The 15,583-nt window shown below is 74.1% G+C and carries 12 protein-coding genes; 5 read left to right on the forward strand and 7 right to left on the reverse strand.

What is annotated here, in order from left to right; translation table 11 throughout:
- The first annotated feature begins 143 nt into the window (after window positions 1-143).
- Both ACZ4XJ_RS21060 and ACZ4XJ_RS21065 read left to right on the forward strand, forming a co-directional pair.
- Entirely contained in the window at window positions 144-3,656 is a 3,513-nt protein-coding gene (locus ACZ4XJ_RS21060) for a DNA polymerase III subunit alpha (protein WP_468497004.1), read from the forward strand.
- Entirely contained in the window at window positions 3,653-4,654 is a 1,002-nt protein-coding gene (locus ACZ4XJ_RS21065) for a DNA polymerase Y family protein (protein ID WP_362877332.1), read from the forward strand. The genes ACZ4XJ_RS21060 and ACZ4XJ_RS21065 overlap by 4 nt, the downstream gene beginning before the upstream one ends.
- 1 nt (window position 4,655) lies before the next feature.
- On the opposite strand, the gene ACZ4XJ_RS21070 is transcribed toward ACZ4XJ_RS21065, so the two are convergent.
- A complete protein-coding gene (locus ACZ4XJ_RS21070) occupies window positions 4,656-5,762 on the reverse strand; it encodes a hypothetical protein (RefSeq protein ID WP_468497005.1) in 1,107 nt (368 codons plus the stop codon).
- A 206-nt stretch (window positions 5,763-5,968) separates the two neighbouring features.
- Here ACZ4XJ_RS21070 and ACZ4XJ_RS21075 point away from each other — a divergent pair, with 206 nt between their 5' ends.
- Window positions 5,969-6,832, forward strand: coding sequence for an esterase/lipase family protein (locus ACZ4XJ_RS21075; protein WP_362877330.1), 864 nt, complete (start codon window positions 5,969-5,971; stop codon window positions 6,830-6,832).
- A gap of 95 nt (window positions 6,833-6,927) precedes the next feature.
- On the opposite strand, the gene ACZ4XJ_RS21080 is transcribed toward ACZ4XJ_RS21075, so the two are convergent.
- The 4 genes from ACZ4XJ_RS21080 to ACZ4XJ_RS21095 all read right to left on the reverse strand — a co-directional run bounded on the left by ACZ4XJ_RS21080 (window position 6,928) and on the right by ACZ4XJ_RS21095 (window position 11,065).
- Window positions 6,928-8,013 (reverse strand): lytic polysaccharide monooxygenase auxiliary activity family 9 protein, encoded by a 1,086-nt coding sequence (locus tag ACZ4XJ_RS21080; protein ID WP_468497006.1) that lies wholly within the window; start codon window positions 8,011-8,013, stop codon window positions 6,928-6,930.
- A 290-nt stretch (window positions 8,014-8,303) separates the two neighbouring features.
- Complete coding sequence (locus tag ACZ4XJ_RS21085; protein WP_468497007.1) at window positions 8,304-9,542, reverse strand: serine hydrolase domain-containing protein; 1,239 nt, start codon at window positions 9,540-9,542, stop codon at window positions 8,304-8,306.
- A 99-nt stretch (window positions 9,543-9,641) separates the two neighbouring features.
- Window positions 9,642-10,127, reverse strand: coding sequence for a ribonuclease FAU-1 family protein (locus ACZ4XJ_RS21090; protein WP_362877328.1), 486 nt, complete (start codon window positions 10,125-10,127; stop codon window positions 9,642-9,644).
- On the reverse strand, window positions 10,124-11,065 hold the full coding sequence (locus ACZ4XJ_RS21095; RefSeq protein WP_468497008.1) for a GNAT family N-acetyltransferase: 942 nt from the start codon (window positions 11,063-11,065) through the stop codon (window positions 10,124-10,126). The genes ACZ4XJ_RS21090 and ACZ4XJ_RS21095 overlap by 4 nt, the downstream gene beginning before the upstream one ends.
- A gap of 71 nt (window positions 11,066-11,136) precedes the next feature.
- On the opposite strand from ACZ4XJ_RS21095, the gene ACZ4XJ_RS21100 reads away from it, so the two are divergent.
- Window positions 11,137-11,523, forward strand: coding sequence for a GntR family transcriptional regulator (locus ACZ4XJ_RS21100; protein WP_362877326.1), 387 nt, complete (start codon window positions 11,137-11,139; stop codon window positions 11,521-11,523).
- 42 nt (window positions 11,524-11,565) lie between these two features.
- On the opposite strand, the gene ACZ4XJ_RS21105 is transcribed toward ACZ4XJ_RS21100, so the two are convergent.
- Window positions 11,566-12,663: a DUF5925 domain-containing protein gene (locus ACZ4XJ_RS21105; protein ID WP_362877325.1), complete on the reverse strand. Its 1,098-nt coding sequence runs from the start codon at window positions 12,661-12,663 to the stop codon at window positions 11,566-11,568.
- Window positions 12,664-12,868: 205 nt separating this feature from the next.
- Here ACZ4XJ_RS21105 and ACZ4XJ_RS21110 point away from each other — a divergent pair, with 205 nt between their 5' ends.
- Entirely contained in the window at window positions 12,869-13,672 is an 804-nt protein-coding gene (locus ACZ4XJ_RS21110) for an SGNH/GDSL hydrolase family protein (protein ID WP_362877391.1), read from the forward strand.
- Window positions 13,673-13,716: 44 nt separating this feature from the next.
- Here the strand turns inward: ACZ4XJ_RS21110 and ACZ4XJ_RS21115 are convergent, their stop codons facing one another.
- Window positions 13,717-15,396, reverse strand: coding sequence for a serine/threonine-protein kinase (locus ACZ4XJ_RS21115; protein WP_468497009.1), 1,680 nt, complete (start codon window positions 15,394-15,396; stop codon window positions 13,717-13,719).
- Window positions 15,397-15,583 lie beyond the last annotated feature (187 nt).

The raw sequence follows: 15,583 nt of genomic DNA on the forward strand, positions 1-15,583 counted from the left end.
GTGTCGGGGGCGCGGCGCAGCAGGGGAGGACCGAACGGATGACCGAACAAGTGTTTCGCACGAATATTCGAATTGCTCTATGGTGGAGAGCGGGGGACAGACCGAACGAGCCGGGGGGCATCGAAGGAAGCAGGAGGCCGCGGGTGCCTGGTTTTACGCATCTGCACACCGTTTCGGGGTTCTCCACGCGCTACGGAGCCTCCCACCCGGAACGGCTGGCGGAACGCGCCGTCGAGCGGGGCATGGACGCCCTCGCCCTGACCGACCGCGACACCCTCGCGGGCGCGGTGCGGTTCACCAAGGCCGCCGCCGCAGCCGGGATCCGGCCCCTGTTCGGAGTCGACCTGGCGGTGGCTCCGGCGGCGGACGCGGGAGGCCCTTCGGGCGATCCGGTGTCCGCGCCGGGCGGGACCCCGCACCGACGGCGCGTCCCGGTCAAGGGCGGGGCCTTCGTGGACGAGTCCGCCGCGCGCGCCGTCTTCCTCGCCCGGGACGGCGCCACCGGCTGGGCCGAGCTGTGCCGGATGGTCACCGCCGCGCACGCGGCGGACGCCGCCGCCGACCCGGGCGCCACCGGCACCGCCCGCACCCGGGCGCCGCTGCTGCCCCGGGAGGCCCTGCGCGGCGACGGGGTGTTCGTCCTGCTCGGCCCCGGCTCCGAGGTCGGCCGGGCCCTCGCCGCGGGCCGCCCCGACCGGGCCGCCCGACTGCTCGCGCCCTGGCGGGAGGTCTACGGGGACTCCCTGCGCCTGGAGGCCGTCCACCACGGCCGCGCCGGTACCGGCTCCGGCTCGCTGCGGCTGGCCGCCCGTACGGTCGGCTTCGCCGAGCAGCAGGGCGTACCGGCCGTGCTGACCAACGCCGTCCGGTACGCCGACCCCGGCCAGGGCCCGGTCGCCGACGTCCTCGACGCGGCCCGCCGGCTGGTCCCCGTCGACCCCCGCGGCCCCCACGACACCGGCGAACGCTGGCTCAAGGCCCCCGCCGCCATGGCCGAGGCCGCCGACCGGATCGCCGAAGCCGCCGGGCTGCGCCCCGCCGACGCCCGGCGCCTGCTCGCCCGTACCCGGGAGACCGCCGAGGCCTGCTCCGTCGACCCCGAGGGGGACCTCGGCATCGGCTCCGTGCACTTCCCCGAGGCCCGCCTCGTCGGCGCCGCCCACCGCACCGCCCAGCGGGTCCTCGCCTCGCGCGCCGCGGCCGGCATGGTGCTGCGCGGGCACGCCGGCGAGCGCGCGTACTGGGACCGGATGCACGAGGAACTCGACGTCATCGCCCACCACGGCTACGCCTCGTACTTCCTGACGGTCGCCCAGGTCGTGGACGATGTGAGGGACATGGGCATCCGGGTGGCCGCCCGCGGCTCCGGCGCCGGCTCCCTGGTCAACCACCTCATCGGCATCGCGCACGCCGACCCCGTCGCGCACGGCCTGCTGATGGAACGCTTCCTCTCCAAGCGCCGCCGCGTCCTGCCCGACATCGACATCGACGTGGAGTCCGCCCGCCGGCTGGAGGTCTACCGCCGGATCATCGCCCGCTTCGGCGCCGAACGCGTCGCCACCGTCTCGATGCCCGAGACCTACCGGGTCCGGCACGCCATCCGCGACGTCGGCGCGGCCCTGTCCATGGACCCGGCCGCCGTCGACCGGCTCGCCAAGGCCTTCCCGCACATCCGGGCCCGTGACGCCCGCGCCGCCCTGGAGGAACTGCCCGAACTGCGTTCCGTGCGCGCGCAGTCGTACGGCCGGCTCTGGGACCTCGTCGAGGCGCTGGACGGGCTGCCGCGCGGCACCGCCATGCACCCGTGCGGGGTGCTCCTCTCGGACGCCTCGTTGCTCGCCCGCACCCCCGTCGTCCCGACCAGCGGGGAGGGCTTCCCCATGTCCCAGTTCGACAAGGAGGACGTGGAGGACCTCGGGCTGCTCAAACTCGACGTGCTGGGCGTCCGCATGCAGTCCGCGATGGCGCACGCGGTCGCGGAACTGCGCCGGGAGACCGGGCGGGAACTTGACCTGGACGACCCGGCGCAGCTGCCGCCGGGCGACCCGGCGACGTACGAGCTGATCCGCTCCGGCGAGACGCTGGGCTGCTTCCAGATCGAGTCCCCGGGCCAGCGCGACCTGGTGGGGCGGCTCCAGCCCGCCACGTTCCACGACCTCGTGGTCGACATCTCGCTGTTCCGGCCGGGACCGGTCGCCGCCGACATGGTGCGGCCCTTCATCGAGGCCCGGCACGGGCGGGCCCCCGTCCGCTTCCCCCACCCGGACCTCGCCGACGCGCTGCGCGAGACGTACGGGGTGGTCGTCTTCCACGAGCAGATCATCGAGATCGTGCACGTCATGACCGGGTGCGGCCGCGACGAGGCGGACCGCGTCCGGCGCGGGCTGTCCGACCCCGGCTCGCAGGCGCGGATCAAGGTCTGGTTCGCGGCGGCGGCCGGCGGCCGCGGCTACGCGCCCGAGGTGATCGCCCGCACCTGGGAGATCGTCGAGGCCTTCGGCAGCTACGGCTTCTGCAAGGCGCACGCGGTGGCCTTCGCCGTGCCCACCTACCAGTCGGCCTGGCTCAAGACCCACCACCCGGCGGCCTTCTACGCCGGACTGCTGACCCACGACCCCGGCATGTACCCCAAGCGGCTGCTGCTGGCCGACGCCCGGCGCCGGGGGGTGCCCGTGCTCCCGCTCGACGTGAACCGGTCGACGGCCGCCCATCGAATCGAACTGGTGTCCGGTCCGCCGGAGCGGTGGGGGCTCCGGCTCGCCCTCTCCGACGTCCACGGCATCAGCGAGGCCGAGGTCGCGCGCATCGAAGCCGGACGACCCTATGCCTCCCTGCGCGACTTCTGGGACCGGGCCCGGCCCGGCCGCCCGGTCGCCGAACGCCTCGCCCAGGTCGGCGCCCTGGACTGCTTCGGCGCCAACCGCCGTGACCTGATGCTGCACCTGGCGGAACTGCACGGCGCCCACCGCGCCTCGGGCTCCGCAGGCGGCGGGAGCACCCAACTCCCCCTGGGGGGAGGCAGGTCCACCGCCCGCGTCGGCCTGCCCGACCTCGGCGACGCCGAACGGCTCAGCGCGGAACTCGGCATCCTCGGCATGGACGCCTCGCGCCACCTCATGGGCGACCACCACGCCTTCCTCACCGAACTCGGCGTCACCCCGGCCCGCCGGCTGCGGGACACCGACCACGGCCGGACCGTCCTGGTCGCGGGCGCCAAGGCCGCCACCCAGACCCCGCCGATCCGCTCCGGCCGCCGCGTCATCTTCAGCACCCTCGACGACGGCACCGGCCTGGTCGACCTCGCCTTCTTCGACGACAGCCAGGAAGCCTGCGCGCACACCGTCTTCCACTCCTTCCTGCTCCTCGTACGAGGAGTCGTGCAGCGGCGCGGACCGCAGAGCCTCAGCGTGGTCGGCGCCGCCGCCTGGGACCTCGCCGCCCTCGCCGAACTGCGCGCCGGCAGCGGCCTGGAAGCCGTCACCGCCCGGCTCGCCGAACCCCTGCCCCAGGGCTCCGGCGACTCCGGCGACTCCGGCCGCCGCATCCACCTGCCGACCGGCTACGAGATGAACCCGTGGGCCGACCTCCGCCCGCCCGGCGAAGGCGCCGCGACCGGCCGCAAGTTGTGGCACTCCAGCCCCGGGAGCGCCGGATGACCGCGATCCTCCACGTCCGCTGCGCCCCCGCGCTCCCCGAGCGGGGCTACCGCGACGTCCTGGACCTGCTCCGCGAGTTCTCCCCCCTCGTCCAGGCGCTGCCGCCGCGCGCCGCCCTCGTCCAGGCGCGCGGCGCCCAGCGGTACTTCGCCGCCGACGCCCCCCGCATCGCCGAGGTCGTCCGGCTGCGCGCCGTGGCCCGCCTCGGCACCGACGTGCGCATCGGCGTCTCCACCACCTGGGCCGTCGCCGCCACGGCCTCCGCGCGGATCCCCGGATCCGGCGGGATCCTCGCCGTGCCCGCGGACGAGGTCGCCGCGTTCCTCGCGCCGCTGCCCGTGGAGGAGCTGCACGGACTCGGGGCCCGGCAGGCCGAAGCGCTGCGCGGGTACGGGCTGCACACGGTCGGGGCGCTCACCCGGGTCCCGCCCGGAGTCCTGGAACGGATCCTCGGCAAACGGGCCGGCCGCACCGTCGCCGAACGCGCCCGCGGCGTCGACCCCCGCCCCGTCACCCCGCGGGACCTGCCCGCCTCCGCCGTCGTGCGCACCCGCTTCACCCGGCAGGAACTCGACGGCCCCCGCACCCGGGCCGCCCTGCTCGCCCTCGTGGTCCGGCTCGGCGCCGGCCTGCGCGAACGCCGGCAGGCCGCCCGCTCCCTTGGCCTGACCCTCCACTTCGCGGACGGCACCCGCTGGGAGAGGTCCCGGCGGCTCACCGAGGCCTCCGCGCACGACGAGGACCTGCGCACCCTCGCGTACCGCCTGATGTACGCGGCGGGACTCCAACGGGCCCGGCTGACCGGCATGACGCTGCGCGCCGAGGACCTCACCGGCGCGGCCGGGGTCACCCGGCAGCTCTCCCTCGACCCCGTCCGCGAATCCCGCCTCACCGTCGAAGCCGCCGTCGACCGGGCCAACGCCCGCTTCGGCCCGGGCACGGTCAGGCCGGCGTCCACCTTCCTGGCGGATCACGTCCCCGGGGTGGTCGCGGCCTGACTCACAGGTCTTCGAGCATCAGCCGGGCCGTTTCCGTACGCAGGGACGTGGTCTGGGCCTGGATCAGGTGGAACTGCGCCTCGCGGGAGAGCCGGCCGGCGGTGTGCCCGTACTGGATCGCGCGGCCGCCCGTCACGGCCACGCAGGTCGCGGCGGCCCGCACGGCCAGGTCCAGTGCGGCCGCCCGCAGCGCGAGCCGCTCCGCCGCCCCCTCGCCCGGCGGGAGTTCGTCGCGCAGCGCGTACGCCCGCGCCCGCAGCCCGGCCGTCCGGCGGGCGACCCGTACGCCGAGGTCCTCGTACGGGGGCGACGCGAGCAGGAAGTCGGCGGTGGCCCGCAACTGGCCGAAGATCGCGGGCTGGGCGTCGGCGTTCTCCAGGTCGTACGCCCGGATCCAGTCGGCCCGCGGTTGTCGGCCCAGCACCCGGGCGTCGGGCACGTGGACGTCGCGCAGCTCCACGGAAGCCGTGTGCGTACCGCCCATCGCCCACAGCGGGGCCCCCGCGACGGTGGTCATGCTCCCGTCCGATGCCCGGTCGACCAGCGCGAGGACCACCTCGTCGGAGGCGGTGACGGCCCCGACGAACAGGGAGTCGGCCGCCTCCCACCCGGTCACCCAGGGGGCCCGGCCGGCCAGCCGCCACCCGCCCGGTACCCGTTCGGCGGTGACCGGCGGGCGCGGGTGGCGCAGGAAGGCGAAGCCGGCCGTGGCCCGTCGGGTGCCACCGGCCAGCGCGGGCAACCATTCCTCGCGCAGCGCGGCGCCCACCGGGCCGTCCGCCGCGAGCAGCGCCTTGGCCAGCGGAACGTGCTGGGTCCACACGAACCACGTCGACGGGTCCACCGCCGCCAGCACCTCGTGCACCTCCCGGCCCACCTGACGCGGTGTCAGCTCGCTCCCCGGCGCCGGTTCGTATCCGATCAGGCCGTACGCGCCGCAGGCGGTCAGCGCCTCCAGGTGCCCGGCGGGCACCCCCGCCCGGGCCGTCCGCTCCGCCTCGGGCCGCAGGACGCGTACGGCGGTCTCCGTGACGGCCGCGACCAGCGGATCGGCCGCCAGGGCCGGAGGGGCGGCGAGTTCGGTACCGGCACCAGGGGCCCTCTGCATGGCCGTGCTCACCTCAACCGGGGGTTCGGGGGCGTCCATTGTTCCCGAGCGACACCGGAGAAGTACTCGACACGCGATTTTTTACCGACGCGTAACTTCCCTGTCTTGCTACTCGCCCGTAATTTAACGGCAGCAGCCCCACCTTGTGATCCGGATCACGGGCCGAACCCCCACGCATTCCCCTTGACCCGCAAGGAGATCACACGATGCTGCCCTGGAGACGCCTGCTCCGCCCGCTGGCCGTCCTCACCCTCACCGCCGCCGCCCTCGTCGCCCCCACCGGCGCGGCGCAGGCGGCGCCGACCGCACCCAGCAGCGGCTGGAACAACTGGTCCTGCAAGCCGTCCGCCGCGCACCCCCGCCCCGTCGTCCTCGTCCACGGCACCCTCGGCAACTCCGTCGACAACTGGCTCGGGTTCGCGCCGTACCTCGTCCACCGCGGGTACTGCGTCTACTCCCTGGACTACGGGCAGCTCCCCGGCGTGCCCTTCTTCCACGGCCTCGGCCCCATCGACAAGTCGGCCGGCCAGCTCGACGTCTTCGTCGACAAGGTCCTCGCCGCCACCGGCGCCTCCAGGACCGACATCGTCGGCCACTCGCAGGGCGGCATGATGCCGCGCCACTACCTGAAGTTCCTCGGCGGCGCCGCCAAGGTCAACGCGCTCGTCGGCATCGCCCCCGACAACCACGGCACGACCCTCCTCGGCCTCACCCAACTCCTCCCGTACTTCCCCGGAGCCGAGGACCTGATCAGCACCGCGACCCCGGGCCTCGCCGACCAGATCGCCGGCTCCCCCTTCCTGACCCGGCTCAACGCGGGCGGCGACACCGTCCCCGGCGTGAAGTACACCGTGATCTCCACCCGGTACGACCAGGTCGTCACCCCGTACCGGAGCCAGTTCCTCGACGGGCCGAACGTCCGCAACGTCGTGCTCCAGGACCTGTGCGCCCTGGACTTCTCCGAGCACGTCACCATCGCCCTGACCGACCGACTGACCTGGCACGAGGCGCTCAACGCCCTCGACCCGGCCAACGCCGAACGGACCACCTGCGCGTCGGTCTTCGACTGACGCGCAGGTGGTCCGCGGCGGGAGGGCGCCGTTGGGGCGGCGCCGTGGATCATGACACCCGGGTCGGAACCTCGGCCCCGACCCGGGTCCGGTGCTCAGCGGCCGTGCCGGCCCGCGGTCGCGCGGCGGCGGGCCAGCCCGAACAGGACGGCCGCGCCGGCGGCCAGCGCGCCCGCGCCGGCGATCGCGATCGTCGGGGTGGCGCCGCTGCCGCCGGTCTCCGCGAGGTTGTCGCCCTTGGCGACCACCGGCGACGAGGACGCGAGCGGCGCGGGGCCGCCGGTGTCGGTGCGACCGTTGGTCTTCGCGTCGTCGTCCCCGTGACCGTTGTGCTCCACCGAGGACTTGTCCGCGCCGTCCGCGATCTGCTGGTCCGTCGGGGCCTGCGGCTTCGGGGCCTGCCCGCCGGTGGCGGGCGTGGCGGGGGCGGAGGTGACCGTGCCCGGCTTGGCGCTCGGCTTCGTACCCGTCGGCGCGCTCGCCGAGGCGCTCGGCTTGCCACCGGGGGCGGGCGCGGTCGTACCGCCGCCCGCGGAACCCCCGTTGTCCTTGCCGAAGACGACGTCCGAGCAGGTGTAGAAGGCCTCCGGGCTGTCCGAGCGCTGCCAGACGCTGTAGACGAGGTGGCGGCCGGTCTTCTTCGGGACCGTCCCGCTGAACACGTAGTCGCCGTTCTGCATCCCCGGGTCGGTGACCTTCGCGAACGGCGCCGCCTCCAGGTCGGACCACTTCAGCGGCTTCGTCGGGTCGTAACCGTCCTTCGTCACGTACAGCTCGAAGGAACCCCTGTGCGGGGCGGTGCCCTTGTAGCGGAAGGTGTGCGCGCCCGCCGTCATCGGGCTCGCCGGCCAGTCCGCGCGGGGCAGGTCCAGGCCCTTGTACTTGGCGTTGCCCGCCGAGCACAGCTGTCCGTCCGGGATCAGGGACTTGCTCTTGCCGGCCGCGTTGGCGATGTTCACCGCGTTCCAGTCGTAGAACGCCTGCGCCCCGCTCGCCGCGACGGCCGCCTTGCACGCCGCCGACTTCGGGGATTCCGGACCCTCCGCGTAGCACGCCGCCACCCGGCTGACCGGGTCCGTCATCGAGCCGTGGGCGGCCGCGGGCACGGTGGCGTACGCGGCCACCGCGAGCGGGGCGAGACCGACGACGGCGATCCGGGTGGCGGTGCGGCGTACGGGCATGGGGGAACTCCTTCGGGCACGGGGCAGGGTGCGCCAGCGGGCCCGGACTGCGCGGCGCCGCCCCCGAATCGGGACCCGGCGCCGTCCCCGGCCCTCCCTGGCCCCGCCAAGCTAGCCCGCCGAAACGCCCGCTCCGCCCCCTCGGACCCACCGAAGCCGATCCTTAGGCTCCACTTAAGGCAGGGACAAGCGGGGGCTCAGGTACGGGGCCCAGTCGTCGACGGATCCGGCGTGCACCGGCATGCCGAAGCGCCCGGGGACGTGATCACGGCCCCGGGCGCTCGCGCCCGTCAGGTGTTTTTCGGGGCCGGTGGTTCGTGGCCCGGGTAGACGTGGGCGGGGGTGACGATGCCGGTGACGGCCTCGCCGAAGAGGGTGCTGGGCTCCTGGCCGTCATGGAGGTTGTCCGTGTTGAGGAGGATGACCATGGTGGCCTGCGCCTCGGGCAGGTATACCGGGAGGACCTCGTAGCCGGGGATCGAGCCGTTGTGGCCGATCCAGCCCTGGATGTTGAAGATGCCCAGGCCGTAGCCGTCGCCCGGGATGTTCATCGGGGTGGTCCTCAGGCGCTCGGCCTGCGTCGCGGGCTTCAGGAGCGTGCCGGTGGCGAGCGTGCGGGCCCAACTGCGCAGGTCGTCCAGGTCGGAGGCCATCGCGCCGGCGGCCCACCCCCAGGAGGGGTTCCAGGCGGTCGCGTCCACGGTGCTGCCCGAGGGCGTCTGGTCGGTGTAGCCGTGCGCGTACGGGACCGGCAGCGCCGCGTTCGTGGGGAAGACCGTGTTGCGGAGCCCGGCCGGTTCGATGACGTCCCGCTCGATGACCTCGTTCAGCGGCCGGCCGGTCACCTTCTCCAGCACCAGACCGAGGAGGATCAGGTTGGTGTTGGAGTAGTCGAACCGTGCGCCCGGCGCGAACTGCACGGGGTGCTTGAAGGAGTAGTCGAGCAACTGGCGTGGGGCGATGGGCTTTTCCGGCGCGGATTCGAGCCGCTTGATGAAGTCCGCGTCCTGGCTGTAGTTGAAGAGCCCGCTGCGCATGCCGGCCAGTTCGCGCAGGGTGATGCGGTCCCCGTTCGGGACGCCCTCGACGTACTTGCCGATGGGGTCGTCCAGGCCGACCTCGCCCCGGTCGACCAACCGCAGGAGGGCGGTGACGGTGAACGTCTTCGTCTCGCTGCCGATGCGGACGTGCAGCCCGGTCGTCATGGGCGCGCCCGTCGCCTTGTCCGCCACGCCGAAGGTCCTGACGTAGCTCCCCTTGCCCGGCGCCCACAGCCCCACGATCGCGCCCGGCACCCCCGTCTCGCGCATGACCCGGCGCAGGGCGGCGTCCAGCCGCGCCGCGACGGCCGGCGTGAGCTGTGGGAAGTCGTCGTCGGTGCTCGGCGAAGGGGCGGCGGGGGCGGCGGTCACGGACCGCGCGGGCGGCTGGGCCCCGTACGCGGACCCCGTGAGCATCGGGGCGGCGAGCAGGCCCGCGGCGGCGGCGGTCGCGCAGGCCCGGCGGAGCCGGATGTGGGTTGGCGTCACGGCAGTCTCCGGTCGTCCGGGAACCAGGCGAACCACCTCAGCGTAGGCCCGCCCCACCCCGGTCGCGCGGTGAGCCGTCCGGGGCCCGGCCGCGGGGATCTACGGGAGGAGCGGGGCGAGGCCGTCGGGGGCCTTGGCAAGGTCCTCCAGCGCGTCCAGGGCCCGCACCGCCCGGGCGGCCGCCTCGGGGTCGCGCGTCCGCAGGCCGCTCGCCTCGAACTCGTCCTCGTCGAGCCGCAGCACCGACGCCCCGTCCGCGGACACCCACAGGTCGAGGTCCAGGTCCTCGACCAGGATCTCGCCCTCGCGGACCACCGCCGGGCGCGTGATGTCGCAGTACCAGCCCTTGAGGACGCCCTCGCCGGTCCACACCTCCTTCACCGCGTACCAGCGCGTCCGCCAGAAGTGCTCGACGAACACGTCGCCGGGTTCGAAGCGTACGAAGCCGAAGTCCTTGACGCCCTCGGCCGCCCAGGGCGCGCGCACGGAGATCCGGTCGCCGTCGTCGGCCACCTCCGTCGCCGGATAACGGATCTTGGTGCGGCCCGCCTTGGTCAGGGTGACGGTCCACCGGCGGGTGTTCATCGGGCGGCTCCCGCCTTCTTCGTGTAGCGCGTCTCGGACGCGCAGATCTCGTACCCGAACCACCGGTTGATGGCGAGCATCGGTTCGTTCCCGCTGTCGTTGCCGGTGAACGCCTCCCGGTACCCCGCGGCGCGGGCCCGGTGCAGGGAGTCGGTCTTGGCGAGCTTGGCCAGTCCGCGGCCGCGGAAGGCGCGCAGGGTGCCGGTCATCGCCGAGCCGTAGCGGCCGGCCCCGTCGGTCCGCGCCGCGGAGAAGGCCGCCACGACCCCGTCGACGAGGACGGCCGTGGTCAGCTCGTGGTCGAGGCCCGGGTCGAGCCACACGTCGTTCAGCCAGTCCTCGTAGTCGTCCAGCCCGACCGGCACGTCCCCCGGCTCGTCGGCCGTCGCCTCGGCGTCGGCCCGGTACAGGGGGCGCGGATCGGAGGCGAAGGCGCTGCCGGGGCGCAGCTCCACCCCGGCGGGCAGCCGCGCGGGCAGCGGCGGCAGGGTGGCGGCCGTCAGGTCCAGGCGCAGGAAGTGCGCCGAACGGCTCGGTCGGTACCCGCGCCGCTCCGCGAACGCCCGGTGCTCCGGCTCGTCCAGCACCCAGGTGTACGTGTCCATCACGTCCAGGGCCGCCAGATGCTCCTCGGCCGCCCGAACCAGTAGGCCGCCGGCGCCCAGTCCGCGGTGCTCGGGGTCGACGTACGCGTTGAGGTACGCCTGTCCGGGCTCCGTTCCCCGGTGGGCCACGCCCACCGAGACGGTGCCGACGGGAAGCCCACCGGCCTCGGCGAGCAGGACGCGGTGGTGGCCGTCGGGGTGCGCGGAGGTGAGCTCGTGGGCCACGCCCGCCGCGGTGGTGATGAGGAAGGGGAGTGCGGAACGGCGTACCCGGACGACGGATTCGGCGTCGGCGACGTCGCCCGCACGGAGGTCGCGGATCGTGGGAATCATGTGGCCGACGCTACGTCCGCGAGGGTGGGGGACGCCTCCGAATTACCCGGCGGTGGGGGAGAATCGGCCGGGTGACCCCGACGAACCTGAAGATCACCCTTGACGACGGGGCGGGCTCGCCCGCCCCCTACGAGCAGCTGCGCGCGCAGATCGCCGACCGGGCCCGGTCCGGGAAACTGCCGGCCGGCTTCAAGCTGCCCACCGTACGGGGGCTGGCGGAGGAGCTGGGACTGGCCGCCAACACCGTCGCGAAGGCCTACCGGGCCCTGGAGACCGACGGGGTCATCGAGACGCGGGGCCGCAACGGCACCTTCGTCGCGGCGGCCGGGGAAGGCGCCGCCCGCGAGGCCGCCGGGGCCGCGCAGGCCTACGCGGAACGGGCCCACCGGCTGGGGCTGACCCGCGAACAGGCCCTGGCGGCGGCCACGGAGGCCCTCCGGGCCCGGTACGGGAAGTAGCTCCGGCGCGTGCCCCCGGTGCCGTCGGGGCGCCCCTCGGCGTCAGAGGTAGAGGCCCGCTTCCCGGTCGGGGGACTGCGCCGGCAGGACGGCGGCCGGGCCGGTGCCGCGCCGCAGGGCGAAGAGCTCGGCCAGGGTGGCGCCCTCGCGGGACACGCCCTCGTCGGTGCCGAGCCACTCCACGGCCTCCCCGTGGGTCAACCGGCCGACCTCGACGCGGGCCAGGCAGCGGCCCGGCCGGACCACCGCCGGGTGGAGCCGCTCCAGGTCCTCGTTGGTGGTGACGCCGACCAGGACGTTGCGGCCCTGACCGAGCAGACCGTCCGTCAGGTTCAGCAGCCGTGACAGCGCCTGGCCCGCGGTGTGCCGGGCCTCGCCGCGGATCAGCTCGTCGCAGTCCTCCAGCAGCAGCAACCGCCAGCGGCCCTTCGCCGTGCCCTCGTCCTCGCCGATCGCGATGTCCATGAGGTAGCCGACGTCGTTGAACAGCCGCTCCGGGTCCAGGACGCAGTCCACCTGGCACCAGTCCCGCCAGGACCGGGCCAGCGTGCGCAGCGCCGAGGTCTTGCCGGTGCCGGGCGGTCCGTGCAGCAGGAGCAGCCGCCCGGCGATGTCGTCCGGGGTGACCTTCATCAGCCGGTCCATCGCACCGGCGACCGGAGCCGTGTAGTTGGGGCGGACCTCGTCCCAGGTGCCCGCGGAGATCTGCCGGGTCGTGCGGTAGGGGCCGCGGCGCGGGGAGACGTACCAGAAACCCATCGTGACGTTCTCCGGCTGCGGTTCGGGCTCGTCCTGCGCCCCGTCCGTGGCCTCGCCCAGGACCCGTTCGGCCACCTCGTCGCTGACCGCCGTCACGGTCACGTCGGCGCCCCGGCTCCACCGGGAGACCAGCAGCGTCCAGCCCTCGCCCTCGGCGAGGGTCGCGCTGCGGTCGGTGTCGCGCGCCGAGCGCAGGACGGTCGCCGCCGGGGGTAGCAGCGTCGCCTCCGTCTTCACCCGTTCGATGGAAACGCTCTGCGAATAGGGCTGTTCGCCGGACGCGAAGCGGCCCAGGAACAGCGCGTCGACCACGTCCGACGGCGAATCGCTGTCGTCGACATTGAGCCGGATCGGCAGCACGGCATGCGGGTCTGGTGGCATGGCGCCCATGATCCGGCACGAACTGGCCTCCTGCACCTGTGTTTCGCCGGATGGGGTGTCCGAATTCCCTCTTCAAACGCGTCGGGAGTGAAGATTCCGGCGCGTTCCCACCCCGAACATTCTTGGCATGAACGCTTCCAGAAACCGCCGGCTGCTTGTACCACGGACTCAGGAGTAACCCCCACAAGGAGCCGCACACATGAGCATGAGAATGTCGCGCTTCGCAGCACTCGCCTCCACCCTGGTCCTCGCCGCGGGTACCGCCCTGTTCGGCGCCGGTCAGGCGTCCGCCGCCCAGGCCGATTTCGGATACGTCGCCCTCGGCGACTCGTACTCCTCCGGCGTCGGCGCCGGCAACTACGACAGCGGGAGCGGCAACTGCAAGCGCACCAACCGGGCCTACCCAGCCCTGTGGGCCGCCGCCCACTCCCCGCAGACCTTCTCCTTCACCGCGTGCTCGGGCGCCCGTACCGGTGACGTCCTCGCCAACCAACTCGGCCCGCTCAACTCCGGCACCGACCTCGTCAGCATCACCATCGGCGGCAACGACGCCGGATTCTCCGACGTCATGACGACGTGTGTGCTCCAGTCGGAGTCCACCTGCGTCAACCGCGTCAACCAGGCGAAGGGGTACGTCGACTCCACGCTGCCCGGTCAGCTCGACCAGGTCTACAACTCCATCCGCGGCCGTGCGTCCGGCGCCAAGGTGGTCGTCATCGGCTATCCCCGCTTCTACAAGCTGAACGGCAACTGCGTCACCGGCCTCACCGAGGGCGAACGCTCCGCCATCAACGGCGCGGCCGACCACCTCAACGCCGCCATCGCCAAGCGCGCCGCCGACCACGGCTTCACCTACGCCTCGGTCGCCGGCGCCTTCACCGACCACGAGATCTGCTCCGGCAACGCGTGGCTGCACAGCCTCAACTGGCTCAACATCGGCGAGTCGTACCACCCCACGGCCGCCGGTCAATCGGGTGGCTACCTGCCGGTCTTCACGTCGAAGGCCTGAGCCCCTGGCCCGAGTACCCGGGCCTCAGCCCCGGGGAGTGAGCCTCAGGAAGTGAGCTCCGGACCCGGCGCCCCGGAGGGCGTCGGGTCCGCAGACCCGGACGTCGACGGCGTCGGCGAACCGGACGGGGAAGGGGAGGGCGGCGTACCCGTCGGGGTCGGCGCCGCGCAGGTCACCGAGAAGTCCAGCCACGCGGAGTCCGTCCGCACCGGCTGCCGCACCTCCAGCCGCACCGCGTCGGCCAGGACGGCCCCCGCCCGGTGCGCGAGCTCGGTGTGCAGGAGCTGCCGGGTCCGCGGCCCGCCCTCCTCGTACGCGAGGCTCACCCAGCCCTGCCCCGTCGGCACCCCGCTGCGCGTGGCCCACCGGTACTCCAACTCGGCGGGGGTGCGGGCGACCTCCAGGGTGGCGGTGAAGGCGGGCGCGCCCACCGCGGGCGGCGGGCAACTCCCGCTGTACGCGGCCCGCAGGGTGTGGACGTGGACGGTGACCACCTGAGCGGCCGCCGTCCCGGCGGACACCGAAGCGGATACGGAGGCCGAAGCCGAGGGCGACGGGGAGGCGGAGGCCGACGCGGAGTCCGGGGCAGCGGCCGAGGGGACCGACGCCCCGGCGCCCTTCCCGTCGCCGCCCGGGGGGTCCTCGAACAGCAGCCACACCAGTACGCCCAGGGCCACGAGCAGCACCACGACCCCGAGGACCAGCACCGTCCCCGCGTTCCCCTGCCGCGAAGCCGCCCCCGGCCCGGGCTCCCGTACCGGCGCCGGCATCGCCGGCGTGTCCGCCCCGTACGGGCCGCCGCCCTCCTCCTGCCGCAGCCGCACCGTCGTCGCCGCGGCGCCCGGCCCCGACACCGGGCCGCCGGAGGCCCGTGCGGCGCCGCCCGCGCCGATCACGCGCAGCATCCGGGTGGCCTCCGCCGCGTCCAGCCGCCGCTCCGGGTCCTTGCGCAACAGCCCCTCCAGTACGGGCTCCAGGGCGCCGGCCCGGCGGGGCGGCGGCAACTCCCCGTCCACCACGGCCCGGAGCGTCGACAGCGGGGTGTCCTGCCGGAACGGCGAGACCCCCTCCACGGCTGCGTACAGCAACACCCCGAGTGACCACAGGTCCGACTCCGGCCCAGGGTCGCGCCCGAGCGCCCGCTCCGGCGCCAGGAACTCGGGGGAGCCGATGACCTCGCCGGTCATCGTGATGGCCGAGGAGCCCTCCAGGCTCGCGATGCCGAAGTCGCCCAGCACCACCCGTCCGTCGTTGGCGATCAGCACGTTGGCCGGTTTGACGTCGCGGTGCAGCACGCCCGCCTCGTGGGCCGCGCGGAGCGCGGCGAGCACCTGCTCGCCGAGGTGCGCCGCCCGCTGGGGGCTCATCGGTCCCTCGGCCTCCAGCACCTCAGCCAGCGAGAGTCCGCGCACCAGCTCCATCACGATCCAGGGGCGGCCGTCCTCGTTCGGCACGTCGTAGACCGTGACGACCCCGCGGTGCGAGACCCGGGCCGCGGCCCAGGCCTCCCGCTCCAGGCGCCGGTACATGCGCGCCATCCCGGCCGCGTCCGTCCCGGCGGGCGCGCGCACCTCCTTGACGGCGACCTCGCGGCCCAGCACCTCGTCCCGGGCCCGCCACACGATCCCCATGCCCCCGCGGCCGAGCGGACCGAGCAGTCGGTACCGTCCGGCGACGACACGCGCGGCGTCGTCACTTTCGTTCCCACTCACGCCTACCCCCATGCGTCACCGGGCGATCACTCCAAGTTAGCGCAGGAGGGGTTCGTCGGCCCCTGTCGTGACGACAATCTCCACGAGGCTCCCCAAGTGGGCCGATTTGTGCAGAGAGTTACGAATGACTGCGTTGAGTAATCGTCAACTACCCGTAAGGACAGGGGTAATTCACACCACCGGGATACCCGAGCGCGAC

Source organism: Streptomyces sp. NPDC029836 (assembly GCF_055574495.1).

What these genes read in the sequence shown, in the direction of transcription:
- ACZ4XJ_RS21065 (WP_362877332.1), top strand. Translation starts at nt 3,653, where the DNA reads ATGACCGCGATCCTCCACGTCCGCTGCGCCCCCGCGCTCCCCGAGCGG.
- ACZ4XJ_RS21070 (WP_468497005.1), bottom strand. Translation starts at nt 5,762, where the DNA reads ATGCAGAGGGCCCCTGGTGCCGGTACCGAACTCGCCGCCCCTCCGGCC.
- ACZ4XJ_RS21075 (WP_362877330.1), top strand. Translation starts at nt 5,969, where the DNA reads ATGCTGCCCTGGAGACGCCTGCTCCGCCCGCTGGCCGTCCTCACCCTC.
- ACZ4XJ_RS21080 (WP_468497006.1), bottom strand. Translation starts at nt 8,013, where the DNA reads ATGCCCGTACGCCGCACCGCCACCCGGATCGCCGTCGTCGGTCTCGCC.
- ACZ4XJ_RS21090 (WP_362877328.1), bottom strand. Translation starts at nt 10,127, where the DNA reads ATGAACACCCGCCGGTGGACCGTCACCCTGACCAAGGCGGGCCGCACC.
- ACZ4XJ_RS21095 (WP_468497008.1), bottom strand. Translation starts at nt 11,065, where the DNA reads ATGATTCCCACGATCCGCGACCTCCGTGCGGGCGACGTCGCCGACGCC.
- ACZ4XJ_RS21105 (WP_362877325.1), bottom strand. Translation starts at nt 12,663, where the DNA reads ATGCCACCAGACCCGCATGCCGTGCTGCCGATCCGGCTCAATGTCGAC.
- ACZ4XJ_RS21110 (WP_362877391.1), top strand. Translation starts at nt 12,869, where the DNA reads ATGAGAATGTCGCGCTTCGCAGCACTCGCCTCCACCCTGGTCCTCGCC.
- ACZ4XJ_RS21115 (WP_468497009.1), bottom strand. Translation starts at nt 15,396, where the DNA reads ATGGGGGTAGGCGTGAGTGGGAACGAAAGTGACGACGCCGCGCGTGTC.